The organism is Synechococcus sp. CCY9201, assembly GCF_034931105.1.
GTDB lineage: Bacteria > Cyanobacteriota > Cyanobacteriia > PCC-6307 > Cyanobiaceae > CBW1002.
The window spans coordinates 1-23,458 of sequence record NZ_JAYGIC010000126.1 but is presented as its reverse complement, the minus strand read 5'-3'; the positions used below and the strand labels follow the sequence as shown (position 1 = coordinate 23,458).

20 protein-coding genes are annotated in these 23,458 nt (G+C 65.2%); 15 read left to right on the top strand and 5 right to left on the bottom strand.

Translation table 11 applies throughout. The features are described from left to right. Position 1: 1 nt before the first annotated feature. Together VB716_RS12240 and coaD are read right to left on the bottom strand one after the other, a co-directional pair. Positions 2–961, bottom strand: a complete 960-nt coding sequence (locus VB716_RS12240) for a hypothetical protein (protein ID WP_197170259.1) — start codon at positions 959–961, stop codon at positions 2–4. A gap of 1 nt (position 962) precedes the next feature. Beyond that, on the bottom strand, positions 963–1,454 hold the full coding sequence (coaD, locus tag VB716_RS12235) for a pantetheine-phosphate adenylyltransferase (RefSeq protein ID WP_197170258.1): 492 nt from the start codon (positions 1,452–1,454) through the stop codon (positions 963–965). A gap of 97 nt (positions 1,455–1,551) precedes the next feature. Between coaD and VB716_RS12230 the strand changes: the two genes are divergently transcribed. The 5 genes from VB716_RS12230 (at position 1,552) to VB716_RS12210 (ending at position 6,518) form a co-directional block, all read left to right on the top strand. After that, a complete protein-coding gene (locus VB716_RS12230; protein ID WP_322758719.1) occupies positions 1,552–2,046 on the top strand; it encodes a flavin reductase family protein in 495 nt (164 codons plus the stop codon). A 28-nt stretch (positions 2,047–2,074) separates the two neighbouring features. Beyond that, positions 2,075–4,213, top strand: a complete 2,139-nt coding sequence (uvrC, locus tag VB716_RS12225; RefSeq protein ID WP_322758720.1) for an excinuclease ABC subunit UvrC — start codon at positions 2,075–2,077, stop codon at positions 4,211–4,213. A gap of 98 nt (positions 4,214–4,311) precedes the next feature. Next, entirely contained in the window at positions 4,312–4,557 is a 246-nt protein-coding gene (locus VB716_RS12220; protein WP_197172467.1) for a hypothetical protein, read from the top strand. Further along, the gene (locus VB716_RS12215) at positions 4,541–6,130 is read left to right on the top strand and encodes a cryptochrome/photolyase family protein (RefSeq protein ID WP_323270623.1); all 1,590 of its coding nucleotides are present in this window, start codon (positions 4,541–4,543) and stop codon (positions 6,128–6,130) included. The genes VB716_RS12220 and VB716_RS12215 overlap by 17 nt, the downstream gene beginning before the upstream one ends. 133 nt (positions 6,131–6,263) lie before the next feature. Further along, positions 6,264–6,518 carry a hypothetical protein gene (locus tag VB716_RS12210; RefSeq protein ID WP_197170255.1) on the top strand — a complete coding sequence of 85 codons (255 nt, stop codon included), beginning with the start codon at positions 6,264–6,266 and terminating at the stop codon, positions 6,516–6,518. A 786-nt stretch (positions 6,519–7,304) separates the two neighbouring features. Here the strand turns inward: VB716_RS12210 and VB716_RS12205 are convergent. Next, positions 7,305–8,009: an EF-hand domain-containing protein gene (locus VB716_RS12205; protein ID WP_323270622.1), complete on the bottom strand. Its 705-nt coding sequence runs from the start codon at positions 8,007–8,009 to the stop codon at positions 7,305–7,307. 253 nt (positions 8,010–8,262) lie between these two features. Between VB716_RS12205 and grrP the strand changes: the two genes are divergently transcribed. The 7 genes from grrP to VB716_RS12170 all read left to right on the top strand — a co-directional run bounded on the left by grrP (position 8,263) and on the right by VB716_RS12170 (position 13,940). Next, complete coding sequence (gene grrP, locus VB716_RS12200; RefSeq protein ID WP_322758724.1) at positions 8,263–9,135, top strand: extracellular substrate binding-like orphan protein GrrP; 873 nt, start codon at positions 8,263–8,265, stop codon at positions 9,133–9,135. A 59-nt stretch (positions 9,136–9,194) separates the two neighbouring features. Further along, complete coding sequence (grrA, locus tag VB716_RS12195; RefSeq protein ID WP_197155825.1) at positions 9,195–9,608, top strand: GrrA/OscA1 family cyclophane-containing rSAM-modified RiPP; 414 nt, start codon at positions 9,195–9,197, stop codon at positions 9,606–9,608. After that, a complete protein-coding gene (gene grrM, locus VB716_RS12190; protein ID WP_416223878.1) occupies positions 9,605–10,801 on the top strand; it encodes a cyclophane-forming radical SAM/SPASM peptide maturase GrrM/OscB in 1,197 nt (398 codons plus the stop codon). Before grrA ends, grrM begins: the two co-directional genes overlap by 4 nt. A 7-nt stretch (positions 10,802–10,808) precedes the next feature. Beyond that, on the top strand, positions 10,809–11,489 hold the full coding sequence (locus VB716_RS12185; protein WP_322758725.1) for a TIGR02466 family protein: 681 nt from the start codon (positions 10,809–10,811) through the stop codon (positions 11,487–11,489). 536 nt (positions 11,490–12,025) lie between these two features. Beyond that, entirely contained in the window at positions 12,026–12,625 is a 600-nt protein-coding gene (hemJ, locus tag VB716_RS12180; protein ID WP_322758726.1) for a protoporphyrinogen oxidase HemJ, read from the top strand. A 72-nt stretch (positions 12,626–12,697) separates the two neighbouring features. Beyond that, the gene (locus VB716_RS12175) at positions 12,698–13,381 is read left to right on the top strand and encodes a PHP domain-containing protein (protein ID WP_323270621.1); all 684 of its coding nucleotides are present in this window, start codon (positions 12,698–12,700) and stop codon (positions 13,379–13,381) included. A 28-nt stretch (positions 13,382–13,409) separates the two neighbouring features. Next, positions 13,410–13,940 carry a hypothetical protein gene (locus tag VB716_RS12170; protein ID WP_322758728.1) on the top strand — a complete coding sequence of 177 codons (531 nt, stop codon included), beginning with the start codon at positions 13,410–13,412 and terminating at the stop codon, positions 13,938–13,940. Between the two features lie 28 nt (positions 13,941–13,968). Here VB716_RS12170 and cobN read toward each other — a convergent pair whose 3' ends face one another. After that, a complete protein-coding gene (gene cobN / locus VB716_RS12165; RefSeq protein WP_323270633.1) occupies positions 13,969–17,808 on the bottom strand; it encodes a cobaltochelatase subunit CobN in 3,840 nt (1,279 codons plus the stop codon). 73 nt (positions 17,809–17,881) lie between these two features. Here cobN and VB716_RS12160 point away from each other — a divergent pair, with 73 nt between their 5' ends. The 3 genes from VB716_RS12160 to VB716_RS12150 all read left to right on the top strand — a co-directional run bounded on the left by VB716_RS12160 (position 17,882) and on the right by VB716_RS12150 (position 23,008). After that, positions 17,882–18,799, top strand: a complete 918-nt coding sequence (locus VB716_RS12160; RefSeq protein ID WP_197155815.1) for a branched-chain amino acid transaminase — start codon at positions 17,882–17,884, stop codon at positions 18,797–18,799. 19 nt (positions 18,800–18,818) lie between these two features. Then, complete coding sequence (gene metH / locus VB716_RS12155) at positions 18,819–22,658, top strand: methionine synthase (protein WP_323270620.1); 3,840 nt, start codon at positions 18,819–18,821, stop codon at positions 22,656–22,658. Between the two features lie 77 nt (positions 22,659–22,735). Further along, positions 22,736–23,008, top strand: coding sequence for a DUF4090 family protein (locus VB716_RS12150; RefSeq protein WP_197155811.1), 273 nt, complete (start codon positions 22,736–22,738; stop codon positions 23,006–23,008). Between the two features lie 66 nt (positions 23,009–23,074). Here VB716_RS12150 and VB716_RS12145 read toward each other — a convergent pair whose 3' ends face one another. Then, positions 23,075–23,305 carry a hypothetical protein gene (locus VB716_RS12145; protein ID WP_197159286.1) on the bottom strand — a complete coding sequence of 77 codons (231 nt, stop codon included), beginning with the start codon at positions 23,303–23,305 and terminating at the stop codon, positions 23,075–23,077. Between the last annotated feature and the right edge of the window lie 153 nt (positions 23,306–23,458).

The following is a 23,458-nucleotide window of genomic DNA, read 5'->3' as shown; positions in this document are numbered from 1 at the left end:
TTCAGCCCCTGCCGCCGGCCACCTGCCGCAGCCGACCGGCGGCCCGGCGGGCCCTGCTGACCGATCCGCCAGAGCCCTCAGGACCCTCCGCTGGAGCGGGCGCAGAGGCAGCTGGCCGGCTGGAGGTGACGGACTCCTCCGTCTGCATCCGCACCAGCTCCCGGCGGCCGGCCAGCACGACCTGGCTGAGGTCCTTGAGGCGGCCTTCCAGTTCCCCGAGCACCTGCTCGGCATAGCGATTGGCCCCCTCCTGCACCGAGGCAGCTTCCTGACGGCTGCGGGTGATCAGTTGCTCACACTGCTGCTGGGTCTGTTGGCGGAACTGCAGAGCGTCGTTCTGCAGCCGTTCGGCTTCCGCCTGGCTTTCCCGCTGGATCCGCAGGCCTTCCTGGCGAATGCCTTCCAGTTCCTGCAGGCTCTGCTGACGGGACCGTTCGTGCTGTTCGACCAGCTGGCGGTTGCGTTCTGCCGCTTCCTGCTCCATCTGCTGGCGTCGGCCCTGGGCTTCCTGCTCGAGGTGCTGGCGCCTGGCTGCGAACTGCTGTTCCATCCCGGCGAGACGCCCCTGGTGCTCCTGTTCTGCCTGGGCAACCTGCTGGCGGGCTTGCAGCAGCACCTGCTCGCACTGCTGGCGGGCCTGTTCGCGCATCTCGGCGCTCTGCCGTTCGGCTTCCTGTCGTACGGACGCGTTCTGGATCAGCTGTTCCCGCTCCCGTCGCGCCTGGTTGACGATCTCCTCGGCCTGCTGGCGTGCCTTCTCGATGAAGCTCTCCCGCTGACGGATCAGCTCGTCCGCCTGTTCGATCTGGCTCGGCAGAGCGTCACGCAACGCATCCATGAGCTCGATGGCGTCCTGCTCGTTGACCAGCCGCCCGCCGCTGAAGGGGATGCGGCTGCCATCCAGAATGAGCTCCTCAAGCTGCTCCAGCTGATCGAGCACGGTGATGCGCAACTCGGACATCTCAGGCTGTCGTGGATGTCCGATTAAAGAGCCTGGCCAGATCTTCCGCCACTCCCGCCGGCACCATGTGACGCACATCCCCGCCGAAGCGGGCAACCTCCTTCACCACCGAACTGCTCAGGAAGCTGTGGTGCACTGCAGTGGCCAGGAACAGGGTTTCCACCGCCGGCGCCAGGCTCTTGTTGGTGTGGGCGATCTGCAGTTCGAACTCAAAGTCGCTCAGGGCCCGCAGCCCCCGCAGGATCACGGCGGTGCCGCACTGGCGGGCGAAGTCGACGGTGAGCCCGTCGAAGCTGCCCACCTCCACACCGGCGAGGTGAGCAGTGGCGGCCTGGATCTGCTCCAGGCGTTGTTCCAGAGTGAAGGCGGGGCGCTTGCCCGGGTTCTGCAGCACCGCCACCATCACGCCGTCGAACAGGCCGGCGGATCGCTCGATCAGGTCGAGGTGGCCCAGGGTGAGGGGATCGAAGCTGCCGGGGTAGAGGGCGCGCATCGCTCGGTTCCTGCTGGCGGCCAGCCTATGGGCTGCTTCACCTGCGGATGGCTTTCTAGAGTCAGGACAGCCGCGGGCGTCCGCGCCCTCCCCTGCCATGTCCGACCAGCCCGGCCTGAACGCCGAAGCCAAGAAGGTGCTCCTGCGCAAGATCCCCCATGGGGTGTTCATCTGCGGCGTGACCGAAGGCGAGGAGGTGAATGGCTTCACCGCCAGCTGGGTCACCCAGGGATCGTTCGAGCCGCCGCTGGTGGTGATGGCCGTGCGGGCCGATTCCACCAGCAACGGCATCATCCAGCGCACCAGACGGTTTTCCTTGAACGTGCTGAGCTCCGATCAGAAGGATCTGGCGGCCGTGTTCTTCAAGCCCCAGAAGGCCATGGGTGGCCGCTTTGATGCGGCACCCTTCAGTCTTGGCCCCCTCGGCCTGCCGATCCTCAACGACGCCCTGGGCGGCGTGGAGTGTGAGCTGGTGGGGCAGGTGGCCCACGGCGATCACACCGTCTTCGTGGGTGAGGTGAAGAGCGCTGTGCTGCACCGCGATGCCAGTGCCCTGGAGCTGAGCAGCACCGGCTGGCAGTACGGCGGCTGATCCCACGCAGCACCCGGTGGTTTGCCCCGTGGCTGAGTCCCTCCCCGAGCCCGCCGGGGCCACCCAGCGCCCCCTGATCCAACAGCCTGAGCGTCTGCGGGCCCGCCTCAAGGCGGTCCCTGCGGAGCCGGGTTGCTATCTGATGCGCGACGCCGACGATCGCATCCTCTACATCGGCAAGGCGAAGCTGCTGCGCAACCGGGTACGCAGTTACTTTCAGGCCTCCCAGGGGCACAGCCCCCGCATCGGCCTGATGGTGCGGCAGGTGTGTGAGATCGAGTTCATCGTCACCGACAGCGAAGCGGAGGCGCTGGCGCTGGAGTCGAACCTGATCAAGCAGAACCAGCCGCACTTCAACGTGCTGCTCAAGGACGACAAGAAGTATCCCTATCTCTGCATCACCTGGAGTGAGGCTTATCCGCGGTTGTTCATCACCCGCCGCCGCCGCCTCCGCAGCCCGCTGGATCGTTTCTACGGGCCCTATGTGGATGTAGGACTGCTGCGCCGCACCCTGGGCCTCGTCAAGCGGGTGTTTCCACTGCGGCAACGGCCCCAGCCACTGCATCGGGATCGCACCTGCCTGAACTTTGATATCGGCCGCTGCCCTGGTGTCTGCCAGGAGAAGATCAGCTCGGACGATTATCACCACATCCTGCGCAAGGTGGCGATGATTTTTCAGGGACGCAATGATGAGCTCCTGGAGTTGCTGCAGGTCCAGATGGAGCGCTATGCCGAGCGGCTCGATTTCGAGGCGGCAGCTCGGGTACGAGACCAGCTGCAGGGTCTGGCCAACCTCACCGCCGATCAGAAGATGAGCCTGGGGGACAGTTCCGTCTCCCGCGATGTGCTGGCCCTGGCGGCGAATGACCGGCTGGCGGCGGTGCAGCTGTTCCAGATGCGTGCCGGCAAGCTGGTGGGTCGACTCGGTTTCACCGCCGATGCGGTGGCCCTTCCCGCTGCGGAGGAAGGAGCTGGCGGGGAGTTGCCAGCCGCGCTGGAGCGGCAGCAGGCCCTGGGCCGGATCCTGCAGCGGGTGATCGAGGAGCACTACAGCCAGGTGGAACCAGTGGAGATTCCGCCGGAGCTGCTGCTGCAATACCCCCTGCCTCAGCAGAGCCTGATTGAGGACTGGCTGGCGGAGCGGCGCGGCCGCCGGGTGAAGCTGGTGGTGCCTCAGCGGCAGCAGAAGGCCGAGCTGATCGAGCTGGTGGTTCGCAATGCCGGCTATGAACTGGAGCGGGCCCAGCGCAGCAGTGAACAGAACACGCTGGCGACGGAAGATCTGGCCCAGCTGCTCGATCTGACCCATCCACCCCGCCGCATCGAGGGCTATGACATCAGCCACATCCAGGGCAGCGATGCGGTGGCGTCGCAGGTGGTGTTTCTCGATGGCCTGCCGGCCAAGCAGCACTACCGCAAGTACAAGATCCAGAGCAGTTCGATCCGCTCCGGCCACTCCGACGACTTCATGGCCATGGCCGAGATCATGCGTCGCCGCTTCCGCCGCTGGGCCCAGGCCAAGGCCGAGGGGGCGGATCTGCGTGAGCTGCGGCGGGCGGCCGATTCGGCGCTGCACACCGGCGGGCTCAATGACTGGCCGGATGTGGTGATGATCGACGGCGGCAAGGGGCAGCTCTCGGCGGTGATGGAGGCCCTGCGGGAGTTGAATCTCGACGAGGACCTGGTGGTCTGCTCCCTGGCCAAGCAGCGGGAGGAGGTCTTCCTGCCCGGTGCCCGGGAGCCGCTCGAAAGCGAGCCCGAGCAGCTGGGTGTCCAGCTGCTGCGTCGCCTGCGCGATGAGGCCCACCGTTTCGCTGTGAGCTTCCACCGGCAGCAGAGGGGGGAGCGAATGAAACGCTCCCGCCTCTCCGATATTCCGGGTCTGGGGCCCAAGCGCGTCAAGGAGCTGCTGGCTCACTTCCGTTCGATCGATGCCATTCAGCTGGCCAGTGCCGAGCGGATTGCCGAGGCTCCGGGGGTGGGGCCGGCCCTGGCGCAGCAGATCTGGGCCTATTTCCACCCGGATGCGGATGCTGACACCCCCGACATCAACAGCGACACCGACACCGACACGGCACCAGCATCGGATCCGGATCCACGCCTCACCGATTCCGCTCCTGACTGCGGCAGCCAGGAGAATGGAACCCCTCTGGAGCTCGCCGGTTGAGGCACATCGCTGGCCTGCTGCTGAGCCTTCTGACGGTGGCACTTCCCCTGCTGCTCCTGCCTCTGCCTGTCCCGCTGGCCCTGGCACCCCAGGCTCTGATGCCGCAGGCCCTGGCGGAGCCGGGCCTGTGCATCGGACCGGTCTGCGCAGATCAGATCACCCGCAGTGCCAAGCACCATTTCCAGCTGCGCCTGCGGGTGAGCGATCAGCAGGGGCACCACGAGCGGTTGGTGGTGGATTGCCGTGATGGGCGCCTCAGCCCGGCGACCGGACCGGTGGAGCGGGGCTATGTGGCGGCGGTGACCCGGCGCGCCTGCCGTCTCAGCGGTGAGCCGATTGGCTGACCTCGCGCCCAGGCTGGGGGTATGGGTGCTGATCGATCAGCTCAGCGCCGATCAGGCCGCCCTGGCCAGCACCGGGCCGGGGCAGGCGCGGGTGCTGTTGGTCGAGAGCGCCGCGGGACTCCGCCGCCGGGCGTCTCATTGCCAGAAGCTGGTGCTGCAGTGGAGCGCCCAGCGGCACTTCGCCATCGCGCTGCGGCAGGTGGGCTGGGAGGTGGATCACCGTGAGGCGGCCAGCTCCGGTGAGGCGGTGCGGGGCTGGATCGCCGAGCACCGGATCGAGGAACTGCGTCTGATGGAGCCGGCGGATCGGGAGTTTCGCCAGGCCATCGATGCCCTGCGGCTCCCGGTGCGCCTGGTGTGGCTGCCCAGTAACGCCTTCCTCTGGAGCCGGGAGGCGTTCTCGGCGTGGGCCGGGCGCCAGAAGCAGTGGCGCCTGGAATTCTTCTACCGCGAGGGGCGCCGCCGTTTCGGCGTGCTGCTGGAGGGGGAGGGCAAGATGGCCCGTCCCCTGGGTGGCCAGTGGAACTTCGATGCCGACAACCGCAAGGCACCGCCGCGGGGGCTGGAGGGTCCGGCACCGTTGGTCTTTGCCCCGGATGCGATCACCGAGGCGGTGATCGAGCGGGTGGAGCGGCTGCAGGAGCAGCGGCGCGCGGAAGGGCTGCCGCCACTGCCGGGCAGTCCCCGTCCCTTCGGCTGGGCGGTGAGCCGGCAGCAGGCCCTGGCAGTGCTGGAACACTTCATTGCCACCCGCCTCGATGGCTTCGGGCCGTATCAGGACGCCATGGTGCAGGGGCAGCCCACCCTCTGGCATGCGCTGATCTCGCCCTATCTGAACCTGGGGCTGCTCCATCCGCTGGAGGTGATCCGCCGGCTGGAGACGGCGGGCCTGGAGCGGGGGACGCCCCTGGCGGGGCTGGAGGGGGTGATCCGCCAGATCCTCGGCTGGCGCGAGTACACCCATGGCCTCTACCACTGGTTCGGTGAGGCCTATGCCACCAGCAATCACTTCGGCCACCAGCGACCCTTGCCGGCGTTCTTCGAGGAGCTGGGCGGCAGCGGCATGGCCTGCCTCGACACGGTGCTGGCGGAGGTGAAGGCCACCGGTTACGCGCACCACATCCAGCGGCTGATGGTGCTGGCGAACTACGGCCTGATCGCCGGCCTCGATCCCCAGGCCCTCACCGCCTGGTTCCATCGCATGTTCATCGACGGCCACGACTGGGTGATGCAGACCAATGTGCTGGGGATGGCCCTGTTCGCCGATGGCGGGCGCCTGGCGAGCAAGCCCTATGCCGCCAGCGGCAACTACATCCGCCGCATGAGCAACTACTGCCAGGGCTGCCGCTACGACCCCCGCCAGCGCAGCGGCCCGCAGGCCTGCCCGCTCAATGCCCACTACTGGGATTTCCTCGCCCGCCACCAGCACGACCTGAGCCGCAACGGCCGCATGACGCTCGTGCTGCGCCAACTGGAGAAGATCCCTGCGGAGGAACTGACGGAGATCCGGGCGACGGCGGAGCTGCACAGTGACGGCTGGCCTCTCGGCGATCAGAGTCGCGGTCGGGGCTGAAAGCCACCCCTCCCGAGACCGCGAGATGCCACATCTGCCGGGATCCAGATCGCTGGAGCGGCAGGTGAGCTGGATTGCGCCGCCCGGCCTCAGCCTGGAGTTGGAATGGCCGTAGGGCCTGCGGCAGCGGATCGTGTTCCACGCCGTGCCCACCAATCCCCAGGACACGCGAGTCAGCCGCTTCTACGTCCGCAACGACACCGAAAAGCAGGTGTCGGCTGCTGCCATGGTGCGGTTCGAGCGGGGCCTGATCGATCAGGACCGGGCGATTCTCACCGCCGTGGCCGCCGTGCTCGAGCCCTGGCCGACAGGAGAGCATCTGATCGAAGCCGACCAGCCGATCGCCCTGATGCGCCAGCGACTGATGGATCTGCTTCAGTTGCGCTGAACCAGCAGATCGCGGGGGGTGTGGTTTGTGGCCGACGGCGATCGGGCTGGCGGTGATCGCCTCCAGGTAGCGGAAGAAGCGATACAGCGGCGGGTCATTGACGTTGGCATGACCAACCGGAATGCGGCCGCCACCCAGCAGCTCTGCCTGGCCTTCGATGAAGGGGCGGCCCTCGTCGTTGTTGTGATTGGAGAGATCCCGCAGTGCCCTGAGCGCAGCGTGGTGGTGTGCCGCGATCGTCGGGCACGAACAGCACCGCCAGATGCAACCCATCATCCAGTTTGTTGAGCCACAGATTGGGGGCGCCTCCCACCTGACAACGACAACGTCATCCTATGGAGGAAGGCGTTACCTATCGAACGAACGCTTCAATGGGTGAGCCATGGTTCAACCCCTGCTGAAAGGGAGGATTGGATCGGCTGAAACTAGCGGATTCAAGAGCTTGGATCTCTCAAATGAGAAACAGCACTAAATGGGAGGGATTTCGGAAATATGGATCTTAAGGAGAATGGATCTGAAAAGAGGAGTGAGTTCTAAGGATACCTTTTCTTGGGCGATCAGCTGTCAAGAGCGTCTAACCTTCATTGTATGGCTGCTGTCGACAAGGATGACCATTGCTGATAACTGCTGTTGAACTGCCTTGCCCGTAAACCAGGCATGCAATGGCGAAGAATGCGGCCATTGAGGATGTTTTGGATCAATCCCTGGCGAGGTTTTTTGCTGTGATCAGCAAGCGATGTCTGAATCGAATGATCGGGGAACAAACAGTGCACCCCTCCAATCCGTTCAGCGTTCAGGCCCATCCAGTCCAGGCTTGTCATCCACTGATGGGGGGGCAATGCTTGCGGTGTGGGCATCGGATGGATCGGACAGGCCCACGCCATCAAAGAGGTGGCGGCCGGGCGCCTCCGGGGAGGGATCGAACCAATACTGTTCCACCAGCGTCAGGAAAGCCTCGCGCGGCAGCAGGCCTGCCGGCAAACCCAGGCCGGCGAGCATTGCATCGAGGTTGGCGGCGATGCTGCCGGTGGGATGGCCGTAGGCGGAGGCGAAGGCCGCCAGGTCGTCGAGGCAGAGCATGCCATCGCCATCGAGGTCGAGCACGTCGAAAAAACCACCGGCGGACCGGGCGATGAACCGCCGTGCACCATCCGGATCGGCCTGGAAGGCAGCGAACACCCGCGCGTGGGAGGCCACGAACTCCACCTGAGTCACCAGTCCGTCATGGTCGCTGTCTCGACGCGCGTTTTCGTGCCTGTAGGTGTCGAGAAGAAGCTGCAGCAGATTCGGGAAGGGAGTCCTCCGACCCTGCCAGCGCTGAGCGAGCTGAGCAGCCACCGGCTCGAAATCGCCGCGCAGGGTGTGGCGTCCGTCGCCATCGCGGTCGTAGAAGGCAAACAGGCGGAAATAGCGGTGGATCAGCTGGACCGGCAGATGCCCTGCCGGGGCCTGGGGCGCCGGGCGCTCAGGTCGTTCAGAGCCGTTCACCATCCATGGGACCGGGGGAATCAGCTGACGCTACCGGCACTGATGGCACCCATGGGGCCTGGCACGCCCCTGACATTGCATCGGGAACCAGGGCAACGTTCCCCTGGCGGTTGCCAGTGCGATCAACACCGCAGGATGCCCGCCCTGGCCAGGACCGATGATGCCTGACTCAGCCAGTCTTCCTTTCAATATGTATGTCCTGCCGACTGGCCCCAGCGGTACCGGATATCCATGGATGGTCGTTCAGCGGATTCCGATGCGTTCCCGGCTCGTCCCCGTCCTGGGTGCCCTCGTGCTGCTGGCCGGTCTGATGCCGCCTGCCGCCCAGTCCCGCCCCGCGACGGGCGAACTGAGGGCCGTGGTCTTCGATGCCGTTCTGCCGTTCATCGAGAAACGGGGCGACAGCTATGTGGGTCTCGCCGTTGATGTGCTGAGCGCCGTGAAAGACGAGGCGGGGGCCACAAGCCTTCACTTCATTCCGGTGGCCAGCATCGATCAGGGGTTCGACGCCATCACCACCGGCAAGGCCGACATTGCCTGCGGCGTGGCCTTCACCTGGCCCCGAACCCGGCAGGCGCTCTTCACCCTTCCCTTCGCCATTGGTGGCACCCGCCTGCTGGCACCCGCCGGTGTCGATGGCACACCTGACTCCCTGAGCGGCAGAACCGTGGGGGTGGTGGACAACTCCGCCGCCGCCCAGGTGATCGCCAGTGTGGTGCCTGCGGCCAAGCTCAGGGGATTCAAGACTCCGGCAGAGGCCCTGGCCGCTTTGAATGACAACACGGTGGACATCCTGGCAGGTTCAAGCCTCTGGCTGGCCGCCAACAGGGGGTCTGGCAACAAGAAGCTAGTGCCCGACTACCCCTATGCCCGAACCGGCATCGGTTGCATCGTGGCGCAGAACAATCCTGGCTTGCTGACCGCCGGCAACCTGGCCATCGCCCAGATGATGCAGGCCTATGTGGACGGCGACAGCGGTTCCCGTGAGATGGTGAATCGCTGGGTGGGACCGGGCAGCGCCATCAAACTCTCCGAAGAGCAGATCAGCGACTTTTACGCGTTGATCCTGACTTCCACGGCGGAGATCTCCACCACCGTGAAGCCGCCGGACCAACAGGGTGCCGAGTGATGCTCCCGTTCTGATTCCTCCCCTCTGAGTGCCATCACCGTCCGCACCCTTCTGTCCTGATGAAACGCTCCCTGATTGCCTTCCAGGTTCTGCTGGCCTGCAGTGCCGCTCTCTGCCAGAGCGCCGAAGCCTCGCTTGTCTACGGCCAGCCGGATCCTGCCAACAGTCTCGACAGCCGCATTGAGACCGTCAGAAATGGCGACTGGAGCAATCTGCTGCGACCCACTGCCGTCGAGGGCGAGCAGATTGCCAAGAGCAAGTGGGGGAACGGCGGTGGTCACGCCTTCAAGAACACCCGTGGCAGCGGCAAGTGGAGCAATGGCAAAGGCGGCGCCAAGTGGAGCAACAGCCGCCCCACCTGGAGCAATGGGTCCTACCGCGGCGGCTGGGGGAATGGGGGCAGCTCCGCCTGGCGCAACGGTGGCGGTGATGCCTGGCGCAATGGGTCTGGTCGTACGTTCATCAACTGGTGAGCCGAGCCTCTTCTGCCGGGCCTGATCTCAGCCGCTTCGGCCCCATCGGCCTGGTGGTGGTGCAGTCGACCTCGTTGTGCAACCTCGACTGCTCCTACTGCTACCTACCGGATCGACAGAAGAAACGGGACTTCGACCTCAGCCTGCTGCCGCTGCTGATGCAGCGCATTCTGGAGAGCCCCTATTGCGGACCGGAGCTTGCCCTGGTGTGGCATGCCGGTGAGCCGCTCACTCTGCCCTGCAGCTGGTACGACGAAGCGACCGCGATCATCCGCCGGTCGTTGCTGGAGTGGCAGGCGGAGGAGATCGACTTCACGCAGCATGTGCAGACCAACGCCACCCTGATCAACGACGGCTGGTGTGAGTGCTTCCGTCGCAACAGAATCGTGGTGGGCATCAGTGTGGATGGCCCTGAGGACATTCATGACGCCAACCGCCGTTTCCGCAACGGCCTCGGGTCCCATGGCCTGGCAATGAAGGGGATCGAGGCCCTGCATCGCCATGACCTGCCCTTCCACTGCATCTCCGTGATCACGGCGGCAGCGATGGAGCAACCGGAGCGGATCTACCGCTTCTTCCGCGACAACGGCATCAGCGCCGTGGGGTTCAACGTGGAGGAACAGGAGGGGATTCACACCAGCTCCTCGATGCAGGGGCAGGACCGGGAGGAGCAATACCGACACTTTCTGCGAACGTTCTGGGATCTGAGTGAGCAGGACGGCTTTCCCGTCATCCTGCGGGAGTTTGATCAGGTGATCGGGCTGATCCAGGATCAACGCCGCATGCAGCAGAACGAACTCAACCGGCCCTTCTCGATCCTGAGTGTCGATGCGCTTGGGAATTTCTCCACCTTCGATCCCGAGCTGCTCTCGGTGGCCAGCGACACCTATGGCGGTTTCAACCTCGGCAATCTGCGAGAGATGTCCCTGGTGGAATCCACCACCACCGACCGCTTCCACCGCCTCTGGAGAGACATGACGGCAGGTGTGGCGAACTGCCATCAGAGCTGTGAGACTTTCGGCTTCTGCGGCGGTGGGAACGGCAGCAACAAGTTCTGGGAGCACGGCAGCCTGCGGGCGAGTGAGACCCACGCCTGCCGCTTCGGCTCCAAGATTCCGGTCCAGGTTCTGCTGGAGCGCTTCGAGCAAGGGCCGCCCCTGCAGCCCTCTCCTGGTGAGCCAAGCGGCGCCTGAGTGCACCATGCCCCTGCACTGGCTCTTTCCTACCCCGGTCCTGCAGGAGGATCTCGAGCCGGATGCTTCCACCGCAGCGGCCATGGAGGCTTTCCTTGCTCAGTTGGACCGGACCGTGTATCAGCACGAACGATTCTCCAGCCGCAACAATCTCACCGGTGATGTGCTGGCGGAGCTCGGGATGGATCAACTGCACCGCCTGGGCGAATTCCAGTGGCTCAACCGCCAGCTGGCCCACTATGCCGGCCTGTTTCTGGAGACACTGATTGGCCCCGATCACGGACTGGAGCTGCACATCCAGAAGGCCTGGTCGGTGATCTGTCCGTCCCAGGGAGGTGAACTGGATGCCCACACCCATCCCAATGCCCAGCTCAGTGCCGTGTTCTACGTCCGCACGGAGCCCGACAATCCCACCGGACAATTGGAGTTCCAAGCTCCGGAGACCTATTACAGTCACAGCATGACGCTGCCCTATGCGGAGGCTGCCGTCAGTGGGGGAGTGTTTGCTGCGCAGACCCATCGGTTGCTGATCTTCCCTTCCGATCTGCGCCATCGCGTCACCCCCTATGAAGGTCGCAGCAGCCGGTATTCGGTGTCCTATGACCTGGCGCTGACCACGCCGCCGGGAGCAGGGCGCGAGATGCAGGTGCCCCATCCCCTCGATTGGGTTCCCCTGTCTCTGGTTTGAACAGCCGCTGTGGGTAGCTCCATATCGACAATCTGCGAAGCCAGACCATGGAAAGCCATTCAGATCGAAAGCCATTGAGTCAGTGCCTTCAGACCCGTGTTCTTCTTCTTCAGCCTGAAGACAGGTTCCTGCTGCAGTCTGAAGCCATGCTTCTGGTCGTTCCAGAACCCCCCTGGCCCCGCAGCCAACCATCATCATCAGGACGCATCATCAGGACGGTGGCATCCTGTTCGCGTCCTATGCATGGGACGAAATCAGCGAGGAAGCACCGATGCCCAATCGAAGCTGACGCCTCCATGGGCAGAGACACTCCTCCGCTGTCCCTCCCTGGGTACGCAGGGCTGGGACTGACGACATCAGGTCCAGGGCGCAGGCCTCGATCTGAAACCCCAGCAAGAAGCAAGGGCTCGTGCCAATGCCGCCTCGACAATGCCGGGTTGCCAGGGCGCCGCTTCCTGCCTTGCCGGCAACCGGCACCCCATCCGAACATCCCGAACCCCCGGCCCTAGCCTGTATCGACCCGACCGCCCTGCCGCATGCCCCTGGCCCTCGCCTGGCCGCCCGAGGCCTATCTGTGGTTCAAGACCCTCCACATCGTGGGGGTGGTGGTGTGGTTTGCCGGGCTCTTCTACCTGGTGCGACTGTTCATCTACCACCGCGAGGCTGAGGAGCTCGAACCCAGCCTGCGCACTGCCTTCCAGCAGCAATACGCCTTGATGGAGCGGCGTCTGGCCAACATCATCACCACCCCCGGGATGGTGGTGGCGGTGGTCTGTGCAGTTGGCCTGCTGAGTGTCAATCCTGCCTGGCTACATCAGGGTTGGATGCACGCCAAGCTCGCCTTTGTGGCGGCGCTGCTCGCGTACCACGCCTTCTGTTATCGGCTGATGGGCCAGTTGCAGCAGGGCAACTGCGGCTGGAGCCCGAAGCAGCTGCGGGCCCTCAATGAGCTGCCCACCCTTCTGCTGGTGGTGGTGGTGATGCTGGTGGTGTTCAAGAACCAGTTCCCCACCGGCGCCGCCACCTGGTTCATCGTGGCCCTGGTGGTGTTCATGGCCGCCTCGATTCAGTTCTATGCCCGCTGGCGTCGCCTGCGGGCCGAACGGCTGGCGGCGGCCGACTCGCTGGTGGGCTGACGGTATGCGCTGCCAGCCTGGCCTCGAACCCCGCGTTCTTCCTGCCGCGTCGAGATCGCGGCCCCGCTGCTGATGGTGACGTCGTTCCCCCAGCTGCGTGACGAGGCGGCCAACCACCCTCTGGCCAGGGTGCTCCGAACAGTCTCGGCAGACAGCTGTCCAGGTCGGCTCAACTTCCATTGCCACACCACCTGCAGCGACGGCAGCCTGCATCCCCGCGAGCTGGCTCGCCAGGCCGCTGCGATCGGTCTGGAGCATTTCGCGGTGACGGATCACCACACCATGGAGGCCTGTCCGCAGGTGCAGGCGGCCCTGAATGAACTGGCGTCTGAAGGGGTGACCGTTCCCACCCTCTGGAGTGGTGTCGAGATCAGCTGCCTGCTGGAGGGTTGTCTGGTGCATGTGCTGGCCCTGGGCTTCAACCCTGACCATCCCGCCCTGGCGATCTACCTGCGCGGCGAGGCGGTGGTGGGACCGGCGCTTCGCTCCGAGGCCGTGGTGGCGGCCATCCGCGCCGCTGGAGGCCTGGCCTTGCTGGCCCATCCGGCCCGCTATCGCCTGAGCCACCAGCGTCTGCTGACGGCCGCCGCCGCCCAGGGGTTTGACGGGGCCGAAGCCTGGTACGACTACGCCATGCAGGGTTGCTGGGCGCCGACACCGCTGGTGTGCGAAGCAATCGCCGGCGCTCTGGCTGAACGTGGCCTTTTGCAGAGTTGTGGTACCGATACCCATGGGTTGGAGCTGCGGGGCCGCTAGGCTCAGTTGACGCCTTTCTTCAACGCCGATGGGCCTCTTCGATCGTCTGCTCGGTTCCCGTAACGCTGCGGCGGCCTCGAAGCCGGCCTCCAAACCCAAGAAGGAAGCCGAAGCGTTCTTCCTGGAGCCAGACGCCTCCACCAGCATGGGGGATGTGAACTTCATGCGGCGCTCCAACACGATTCGCCATACCTTCCCGGGTACGGCTGATAACCCCGGCAACAAGGAGATGGTGCAGGAGGTGGCCTCGATGGAGGCGCGTCTGGAACGGGCCTCGGAAGGACTCCCCGGCATGGCTTCCGCCAGCGCTGAGATGAATCTCACCGGCGGTGTGCCCAAGCCGGTCAAGAAGACCTTTGCCAAGCAGATGTCCGCCGCTGAGCTGGAGCAGCGGCTCAAGGGCTCGGCCGTGACCGGGGTGAACGTCCCGGGTGGGGCCGCTGCCGCCAGGAAGCAGAACGACACCGACACCAACGACCAACCGGCGATCACCCGTCAGCAGGGCAAGCCCGGATCGATCGATCCGTTCAAGTCCATGGTCAAGGATCTCAACGCCTGAGCGGCAGGCTGGTGCGCTTGATCAGGCCCTAACGGGCTTCGATCAAGGCCTCACTGTCCAGAACCAGCTGGCGTAGCTGGTCCAGCTGGTTCTGGTTCGCGCTCTCCCAGAGTCCGCGGTGGTGGGCCTCCAGCAGTCGTTCGGCCATATCTCGCAGGGCCCAGGGGTTGGCGCCCTGCAGGAACTGGCGCACGGCTGCATCCCCCAGCCAGCGGTCACAGAGAGCTCCGTAGCTCCAGTCGGGTACACGGCCGGTGCTGGCGTCGTAGGCGAACAGGTAATCCAGACTCGCCGCCATCTCAAATCCCCCCTTGTAGCCGTGCTCGCGCATGGCATCGATCCAGCGGGGGTTGAGCACGCGGCTGCGCAGCACCTTGTCGAATTCCCGTTCCAGCCGATGCAGGCGCGGCCGCTGGCTACGGGAGTGGTCGCCAAACCACAGGGCCGGAGCTGAGCCACTGAGCGCTTCAGCGGCGGCGCTGAGGCCTCCCTGGAACTGGTAGTAATCATCCGAGTCGAGCAGGTCGTGCTCGCGGTTGTCCTGGTTGTGCAACACCACCTCAACGTGGCGCAGCCGCCGCTCCAGCCCGCTGCGATCGATGCGGGCGTCAATCGCCCCGGGGGCCAGAGCCGTCGAGCCGGCTGAGCTGCCCAGACCGGCGTCCCCGTCATACCGCCACTGACTCCAGTTGAGGAAGGCCTCCCCCAGATCGCGGCGCTCCTCCCAGTGGCCGCTGTCGATCAGGCCCTGCAGACCGGCGCCGTAGGCCCCTGGCGCCGATCCATAGACACGGCCGCTGTGGCCCTCGCGGCGGGCCGCCGCCGCCAGGGGATTGGACTCCTCGGGTTCATCCAGCGCCGCCACCATGGCCGTGGCCCGGTTGATCCAGCCCACCAGCTGGGGAAAGGCGTCGCGGAACAGCCCCGAGATCCGCAGGGTCACGTCCACCCGTGGCCGCTGCAGCACGCGCAGGGGAATCAGCTCGAGATCCACCATCCGCCGGGTGGGTCCGTCCCAGACCGGTTGCACCCCCAGCAGGGCCAGGGCCTGGGCGATGTCTTCGCCACCGTTGCGCATCGTGGCTGTGCCCCACACCGACAGGGCCAGGCAGCGCAGGTCGTCGCCCTGCTCCTGGAGGTGCAACTCCAGCAGCAGGGCGGCACTGCGGCGTCCCAGATCCCAGGCCGCTTCGGTGGGCAGGCCCCGCAGATCGACCGAATAGAAGTTGCGGCCCGTGGGCAAGAGATCGGGGCGGCCCCGGGTGGGGGCACCGGAAGGCCCGGCGGCGATGCGCTCGCCGGCCAGTCCCCGCAGAAAGGCCTGCTGTTCGGCATCGCCACAGGCCAGCAGCCGTGGCAGCAGAACGGTCTGGACCCTGTCCAGGGCGGCTGCCGTGCTGGCGCCCCACACCGGCGGCTGGGCTGCAGCTGTGACCCCGGAATCGCTGTCTTCAGGGTCCTTCAGCAGCGGTTGGAGCAGCGCCAGAGCGGCCTGCTCCAGCAACACCACACCATCGCCCACGTGGCGCAGGGGTACCGAGCACTGCTGAGCCTGCAGCGCCTGCAGACGTTGCCGGTCGAGCTCGCTCAGGCGCGCCTCCTCCGGATCGCTCCAGGGGTCGAGGTCGAGGTTGAGGTCCCGGGCCAGCGCCTGCGTGAAACCCGGTTGGCGGTCCTGCGGTGCGCGGGCCAGGCAAAGCAGCAGTTCGGTCAATTTGCCGGCCGACGGCAGGGTGCCGTAGGTGTGCAGCCCCAGGCGGATCTGAGCCTCCTTCAGCTCGCAGAGATAGCCATCGGCTGCCTCAAGGCGCTCCTCCAGAGTCCGGATGGCAGCCGATTCTTCCTCTTCCTGGCAACTGCCGGGCTCCAGGGGAAATTCCAGTCCCTCCAGACGTTCGGCCAGCCGCTTACGCAGGGAGATGGCGCGTTCGCTGCCCAGTTGGCAGGCCTCCCAGTATTCGTCGAGCAGTGCCTCCAGTTCCTGCAGGTCGCCATGGAGCCCGGCCCGCCCCAGCGGTGGGGTGAGGTGATCGAGGATCACCGCCTGGGCCCTGCGTTTGGCCTGAGACCCCTCGCCCGGGTCATTGACGATGAAGGGGTAGAGGTGCGGCATCGGCCCCAGGGCCCATTCCGGATAGCAGTCGGACGAGAGGCCCAGGCCCTTTCCCGGCAGCCATTCGAGATTGCCGTGCTTGCCCACATGCACCACCACCTGGGCTGCAAAGCTCTGCCGCAGCCACAGGTACTGGGCCAGGTAGGCATGGGTGGGCGGCAGATCGGGGCTGTGATAGCTGAGGCTGGGATCGCGGTCATAGCCCCGTTCCGGCTGGATCAGCAGCACCACCCGCCCGAAGCGCAATCCACGGATCGGAAAGCCGGCCGCCTCCAGGCCGCCATCCCGCTCCGGCGGACCCCAGACGGCTTCCAGCCGCTCCCGGCCTGCCGGCGGCAGGGATGCGTACCACTGCACGTAGCACTCCAGGGGAAGATGGTCCAGGGCCGGCCGGTGACCGCTCTCGGGGTCGTTGCTGCGGCCCGCCAGCAGGCGCTGGATCAGGGCGTCGCCATCGGCGGGCAGTGCCGGCTCGTGACGGGTAGCACCAAGGGCAAGGTCCTGGTCGGGATCCGCCAGGTCGTAGCCGGCCTGCGCCAGCCACTGCAGCATCAGGGCGGCGCTGGCTGGCGTGTCCAGCCCGACACCGTTGGCCAGGCGACTGTTGCGCGTGGGGTAATTGGCCAGCACGAGTGCCACGCGCCGCTCCGCGGCCGCAGTCGTTCGCAGGCGGATCCAGTGGGCCGTGAGCTGGGCGATCCAGGCCAACCGCTCCGGGTCGGGCCGGTAACGCGTCAAGGCCACGGATAACCGTTCACTGGCTTGCTCGGTTTCCTTGAAGGCGCCGATGCGGGTGGTGAGCCGGCCATCCAGTTCCGGCAACGCCACCTGCAGCGACAGATCCACCGGCCCGAGGCCAATGCTGCTGGCCTGCCAGGTGGCGCGCGGCTGGCCGCTGGTGAGCAGCTGCAGCACCGGCACATTCAGGGCCTCCCACAGCGGCGCCCCCAGCCCTGCCTCCGAGACGCTCACCGAGGCAAAGGCGGTGGCACAGAGCACCGCCTGCACCTGTTCGCGGCTCAGGAGGTCGGCCACGCCCCGTTGCACGACCGCATCCCGCAGTCCGCTGACCCACAGGGCCCGGGGACAGAGCCCCTGCCCCCGCAAGGCCTTGAGACAGTCCTCCACCAGGGCCAGATCGCCGGCCTGGTGCAGGGCCCGGTAAAGCAGCAGCCCCACCCGCGGGCCCGGATCGTTCTGCCAGTCGTGGGGCAGGGGATCGGCCAGCGGGCTGGGCTGCGGCGGGACCACTTCCCGCCCCTCCAGGAGACAGCGCAGGCTGCGCAGCATCCGACGCAGGTTCTCCGCCCCGCCCTCCCGCAGGCAGCCGGCCAGGCCGATGGCCAGAGCTGGTGGGACGCTGCCCAGGTTCGCCAGGGCACGGTCTTCGTCGGCGGTGCCGGCCAGCACCACCAGCGTTCGCCTGACTGGATCCTGCTGCCACCAGTCCTGCAGGCGCTCCAGGCCGTAACTCCAGTGACCCTTCCCCCCCAGCAGGCGCACCACCACCAACCGGGCTGCTGCCACCGTGCTGGCGACGTAGTGATCGATCACGGCCGGATGGACCAGCGCCGCCAGGTTGAGGGCGCGAAGGTCACTGCCGAGCAGATCCGGCTCAGCCACCAGCAGGGCTTCCAGCGCCACGATGTCGGTGTCGGCACTGGTGAGCAGCAGCACCGGCGCCGCTGGCTGCTCAACGAACGCTCCCTGCGCCGCTTCCTCGGCTGAACCTGGAACCGTGGCCAATCGATGCATGGCCTCATCCTGGGTGCTTGCGGGCACGGCCGGGGCCTGGCAGTGAGAAGATCGCTCCAGAAACGCCGGTCCGATGCATCAGTTCCTCCCCTATGCCTGGTTCGGCGGTCAGTGCGTGCCATTTGCAGAGGCGACCCTGTCGGTGGCCACCCACGCGCTTCATTACGGCACCGGCGCGTTCGGGGGGATGCGGGCGATCCCCAATCCAAGCGATTCCAGTGAGATTCTGCTGTTTCGTGCCGATCGCCATGCGCGCCGCCTCAGTCAGAGCGCGCGGCTGCTGCTCACGGAACTGAGCGAGGAAACGATCCACGCAGCCATCCACGCGTTTCTGCAGGCGAACAAACCCACCTGTCCGGTTTATCTGCGGCCATTCGTCTACACCAGCGATCTGGGCATCGCCCCGCGCCTGCACGACATCCAGACCGACTTTCTGATCTACGGCATTGAGCTGGGCGACTATCTGTCTCCCGAAGGGGTGAGCTGCCGCATCAGCTCCTGGACCCGCCAGGAAGATCGCTCTCTGCCGCTGCGCGGCAAGATCTCCGGCGCCTACATCACCAGTTCCCTGGCGAAAACAGAGGCAGTGCGCAGTGGCTTTGATGAAGCTCTGCTGCTCAACAGCCGCGGCAAGATGAGCGAAGCCAGCGGTATGAATCTCTTCATCGTGCGCGATGGTGTGCTGATCACACCCGGCGTGGATCAGGATATCCTTGAGGGCATCACCCGGGCCAGTGTGCTGGAACTGGCCCGCGACATGGGCATCCCCACCCTGGAGCGACCGGTCGACAAGACCGAGCTCTTTGTGGCCGATGAGGTGTTTCTCAGTGGAACCGCAGCGCGGGTCACACCGGTTCGGCGGGTGGAAACCACCGACCTTCCCGTGCAGAGACCGATCATGGAACGGCTGCGCGAACGCCTCACCCTGATCACGGAGGGCCGGGATCCCGCCTATGACCATTGGGTGACGCGCATTCGCCTCGAGGCCTGAGCGACAGGAACACCCGCAGATGGTCATCACTGCCCCCTCCTCTCCGACCGAAGGTTCTGCCAACGCAGGGCCCCGTCAGCAGCGCACTGGATTTCTGGAGCGCCTTCATGGCCCCCATCGTCCGGTGTTGGTGTTCGACGGCGCCACCGGCACCTCGCTGCAGCAGATGAATCTGACGGCCGAGGATTTCGGTGGGGCTGCCCTGGAGGGTTGCAACGAGGTTCTGGTGATGTCCAGGCCCGATGCCGTGCAGGCGGTGCACCGCCAGTTCCTTGAAGTTGGCGCCGATGTGATCGAGACCGACACCTTCGGTGCCACGTCCCTGGTGTTGGCTGAATACGACATCGCCGATCAGGCCTTCGCCCTGAACAAACGGGCCGCCGCGTTGGCCCGTGAGATGGCCGATGCCTACAGCACCCCCGACAAACCGCGCTTCGTGGCGGGTTCGATGGGTCCCACCACCAAGTTGCCCACCCTGGGCCACGTTGCCTTCGAGACGATGCGGGCCTCCTTCCAGGAGCAGGCCGAGGGCCTTCTGGCGGGAGATGTGGATCTGTTCATCGTCGAGACCTGCCAGGACGTTCTCCAGATCAAGGCGGCCTTGCAGGGCCTGGAGGCGGCATTCAAGGCCACAGGTGAGCGAAGGCCTCTGATGGTCAGCGTGACCATGGAGACCACCGGCACGATGCTGGTGGGTTCGGACATAGCCGCCGTGGTGGCGATCCTGGAGCCCTTTTCGATTGATGTGCTCGGCCTCAACTGCGCCACTGGCCCGGAGCAGATGAAGGAGCACATCCGCTACCTCAGCGCCAACAGTCCCTTTGTGGTGAGCTGCATCCCCAATGCCGGCCTGCCCGAGAACATCGGCGGGGTGGCCCATTACCGGCTGACGCCGCTGGAGATGAAGCTGCAGCTGCTGCACTTCGTCGAAGATCTCGGCGTCCAGGTGATCGGAGGCTGCTGTGGCACCACCCCCGCCCACATCGGCGCCCTGGTGGAGCTGGCGGCCGAGCTCAGCCCAGCCCCCCGCGAGGTGCGTCGCTCCGATGCACTCCAGGCTGCCGATGGCGATGCCACCCACAGCGGCCCGCGGCCGTTGTTGCGCTACGAGCCCGCTGCTGCCTCGATCTATGGCACCACGCCGTATCACCAGGACAACTCCTTCCTGATCATCGGCGAGCGGCTCAATGCCAGTGGCAGCAAAAAGGTGCGCGAACTGCTGGCGGCGGAAGACTGGGACGGTCTGGTGGCCGTGGCCCGCAACCAGGTGAAGGAGAACGCTCACGTGCTTGACGTCAACGTCGATTACGTGGGCCGCGATGGTGAACGCGACATGCACCAGCTGGTGAGCCGGTTGGTGACCAATGTCAATCTGCCGTTGATGCTCGATTCCACCGAGTGGCAGAAGATGGAGGCCGGCCTCAAGGTGGCCGGTGGCAAGTGCATCCTCAACTCGACCAACTACGAAGACGGCGACGAGCGTTTCTTCAAGGTGCTGGAGCTGGCCAAGGCCTACGGCGCTGGTGTGGTGGTCGGCACCATCGATGAAGAGGGCATGGCACGCACGGCGGAGCGCAAGTTCGCCATTGCACAACGCGCTTACCGCGATGCCCTGGAGTTCGGCATCCCTGCCCATGAACTCTTTTACGACCCCCTGGCCCTGCCGATCTCCACCGGCATCGAGGAGGATCGGCTCAATGCTGCCGCCACGATCGAATCGATCCGCCGGATCCGCACGCAGTTGCCGGGCGTGCACGTGGTGCTGGGCGTCAGCAATGTGAGTTTTGGACTGTCACCAGCTGCCCGTATCGTGTTGAACTCCGTGTTCTTGCACGACTGCTGCGCGGCCGGCATGGATGCCGCGATAGTCAGCCCGGCCAAGATTCTGCCGCTGGTGAAGATCAGTGAGGAGCACCAGCAGGTCTGCCGCGATCTGATTCACGATCGCCGTCGCTTTGTGAATGCCAGCGAAGCTGGCATCTCGGCGACGGAGGCGGCAAAAGCTGGAGCGGTCTGCAACTACGACCCGCTCACGGTGTTGACCACCCTGTTCGAAGGGGTGAGCGCCCGTGAGGCGCGGGCTTCGGGGCCATCGCTGACCGATCTTCCTGTGGAAGAGCGGCTGAAACAGCACATCATTGATGGGGAACGGATCGGCCTGGAGCCAAGCCTCGATGAAGCCCTGGCCAGTTATCCGCCGCTGCAGATCATCAACACTTTCCTGCTGGATGGCATGAAGGTGGTGGGCGAACTGTTCGGTTCCGGCCAGATGCAGTTGCCCTTTGTGCTGCAGAGTGCTGAAACCATGAAGTCGGCGGTGGCCTATCTCGAGCCCCACATGGAGAAGCAGGAGGGGGAGAGCAGCAGCAAGGGCAAGTTTCTGATTGCCACCGTGAAGGGCGACGTCCACGATATCGGCAAGAATCTGGTGGATATCATTCTTACCAACAATGGCTATGAGGTGATCAATCTCGGCATCAAACAGAGTTGTGATGCCATCATTGAGGCCCAGCAGAAACACAATGCCGATTGCATTGCCATGAGTGGTCTGCTGGTCAAATCCACGGCCTTCATGAAGGACAACCTTGAGGCCTTCAATCAGGCCGGCATCGGTGTGCCCGTGATTCTCGGTGGTGCTGCACTGACGCCGCGCTTCGTCAACGGTGACTGCCGCGCCGCCTATCGCGGCCTGGTGGTCTATGGCCGCGATGCGTTTGCCGATCTGCGCTTCATGGATGCCTTGATGGATGCGAAATCAGCCGGCACCTGGGATGATCAGAAGGGTTTCCTGGCGGGCGTTCCCGAAGGGCTTGGTCTGGCCAGTGCCGATGGTAATGCGGGCCCTGAGGATGGTGCCACCACTCCCGCTGAAACGTCTTCAAGTCAGACATCTTCGTCTGAGACATCTGCGGACATTGCGTCCCAGCTTCACTCCGGTGCTGTTCAGCCTGCCGGCTCCATCTCCCCTGGCCCCAACGACCATCGTTCTGAGATGGTGCCCGAGGAGCCGGCCCTGACCCCACCGTTCTGGGGCAGCAGAGTCCTCAACGAAAACGACATCGATCTAGAGGAGGTGTTTGCCTACCTCGATCGTCAGGCCCTGTTCGCTGGCCAGTGGCAATTGCGCAAAACCCAGCAGCAATCACGTGCCGACTACGAAGCCATGCTGGTCGAGAAGGCTGAGCCCGTGCTGCAGCACTGGAAGCAACGGTGCATCAACGAATCTCTGCTGACCCCGCGGGTGGCGTATGGCTATTTCCCCTGCGGCCGCAGCGGCAATGCCGTGGTGATCTTTGATCCCACGGGTCTGGCTGAATCGGATAGCCCCAGCCAGGCGGGCCGCGAACTGGGCCGTTTTGAACTGCCGCGTCAGCGGGCTGGCAACCGCTACTGCATCGCCGATTTCTACCGCGATCTGGTGATCGGTGCCGATGGAGAGCCCAGGCCTGCCGACATGATGCCGATGCAGGCGGTGACCATGGGGGAGGGAGCCACCACGTTTGCGCAGCAGCTGTTCCAAGCGGATCAATACACGGATTACCTCTATTTCCATGGCCTTGCCGTGCAGATGGCCGAGGCCCTGGCGGAGTGGGTCCATGCCCGCATCCGAAAGGAGCTCGGCTTCGCCGCCGAGGAACCCGCGGCCCTTCGGGATGTGCTGGCGCAGCGCTACCAAGGCAGCCGCTATTCCTTCGGCTATCCGGCCTGTCCCAATGTGGCCGATTCCCGTCCCCAGCTGGCATGGCTCGGTGCCGAGCGCATTGGTCTGTCCATGGATGAGAGTGATCAGCTGGATCCTGAGCAGAGCACCACAGCCCTGGTGGCACTGCACAGCAAGGCCCGCTACTTCAGCGCCTGATCTCGGCCGTCTGCCCTTGGCCGTGCCTGCTGCCCCAGGGTCATGGCAGGCTTTTGCCGCCTCTCTGTTTGCGATCCATGGCCATTGCCGGACCCGGTGGTGTTGATGCCGCCATTGCCTCCGGGCTTGATCTCGATGGCACCCCCATTCCCGTCGAGATGGTGGAGCTCTACAACGAGGTGATGGAGCTCGAAAGCCAGCGTTCCCGCAGCGGCGTCAAGAAGTCGATGCGAAACCGCATCGTCAAGACCGGCTCCAAGCACTTCGATCAGGCCTCTCTGGATGCCCGTCTCAAGGCTGCCGGCTGGGACGGCCTCAAGGACAAGGAGATTGCCTTCTTCTATTCCTGAGCGCCGCTCCTGGGGCTCCAGCCTCGGATCCCTGGCCCTGGCGGTCAGGGACGCGATCGGGTCAGCTCAGTCGGCACACATGGCCTCGAGCGTGTCGATCACCTCCTGCTGGAACTCCTCGAGCTCGGTCGAGTCACTCAGATCAACCCCCTCACCGGCAGCGTTCTGAGTCAGTTCCTGAAAGTGAAACGCTCCTTCGCCGTGGGCCAGGAACTCCATGGCGGAGGGTTCACCGCTCTCCTTGTAGGCGTCGCACAGGGCCATGAAGGCCGCGTCTTCGGTGAAATCCCAGCTCATGAAGGGGGGTGGCAATCAACGACCTTCTTGATTACCCATAAGCCTCCGCAAGCCTGAGATCCCGCTCCGTGCAAGGCATGCAGCAGCAGACTGCATTGGCGATGCGCTCGGTCATCTCAGCCATGGCAAAGCGCCGATTGAAGCGGAAGCAGA

Excerpts from the sequence above, each read along its gene's own strand:
- cobN (WP_323270633.1), bottom strand. The coding sequence starts at position 17,808 with ATGCATCGATTGGCCACGGTTCCAGGTTCAGCCGAGGAAGCGGCGCAG.
- hemJ (WP_322758726.1), top strand. The coding sequence starts at position 12,026 with ATGCCCCTGGCCCTCGCCTGGCCGCCCGAGGCCTATCTGTGGTTCAAG.
- VB716_RS12175 (WP_323270621.1), top strand. The coding sequence starts at position 12,698 with ATGGTGACGTCGTTCCCCCAGCTGCGTGACGAGGCGGCCAACCACCCT.
- VB716_RS12240 (WP_197170259.1), bottom strand. The coding sequence starts at position 961 with ATGTCCGAGTTGCGCATCACCGTGCTCGATCAGCTGGAGCAGCTTGAG.
- VB716_RS12150 (WP_197155811.1), top strand. The coding sequence starts at position 22,736 with ATGGCCATTGCCGGACCCGGTGGTGTTGATGCCGCCATTGCCTCCGGG.
- VB716_RS12145 (WP_197159286.1), bottom strand. The coding sequence starts at position 23,305 with ATGAGCTGGGATTTCACCGAAGACGCGGCCTTCATGGCCCTGTGCGAC.
- coaD (WP_197170258.1), bottom strand. The coding sequence starts at position 1,454 with ATGCGCGCCCTCTACCCCGGCAGCTTCGATCCCCTCACCCTGGGCCAC.
- grrP (WP_322758724.1), top strand. The coding sequence starts at position 8,263 with ATGCGTTCCCGGCTCGTCCCCGTCCTGGGTGCCCTCGTGCTGCTGGCC.
- VB716_RS12230 (WP_322758719.1), top strand. The coding sequence starts at position 1,552 with ATGTCCGACCAGCCCGGCCTGAACGCCGAAGCCAAGAAGGTGCTCCTG.
- VB716_RS12170 (WP_322758728.1), top strand. The coding sequence starts at position 13,410 with ATGGGCCTCTTCGATCGTCTGCTCGGTTCCCGTAACGCTGCGGCGGCC.
- VB716_RS12160 (WP_197155815.1), top strand. The coding sequence starts at position 17,882 with ATGCATCAGTTCCTCCCCTATGCCTGGTTCGGCGGTCAGTGCGTGCCA.
- VB716_RS12205 (WP_323270622.1), bottom strand. The coding sequence starts at position 8,009 with ATGGTGAACGGCTCTGAACGACCTGAGCGCCCGGCGCCCCAGGCCCCG.
- grrA (WP_197155825.1), top strand. The coding sequence starts at position 9,195 with ATGAAACGCTCCCTGATTGCCTTCCAGGTTCTGCTGGCCTGCAGTGCC.
- metH (WP_323270620.1), top strand. The coding sequence starts at position 18,819 with ATGGTCATCACTGCCCCCTCCTCTCCGACCGAAGGTTCTGCCAACGCA.
- VB716_RS12185 (WP_322758725.1), top strand. The coding sequence starts at position 10,809 with ATGCCCCTGCACTGGCTCTTTCCTACCCCGGTCCTGCAGGAGGATCTC.
- VB716_RS12220 (WP_197172467.1), top strand. The coding sequence starts at position 4,312 with ATGCCGCAGGCCCTGGCGGAGCCGGGCCTGTGCATCGGACCGGTCTGC.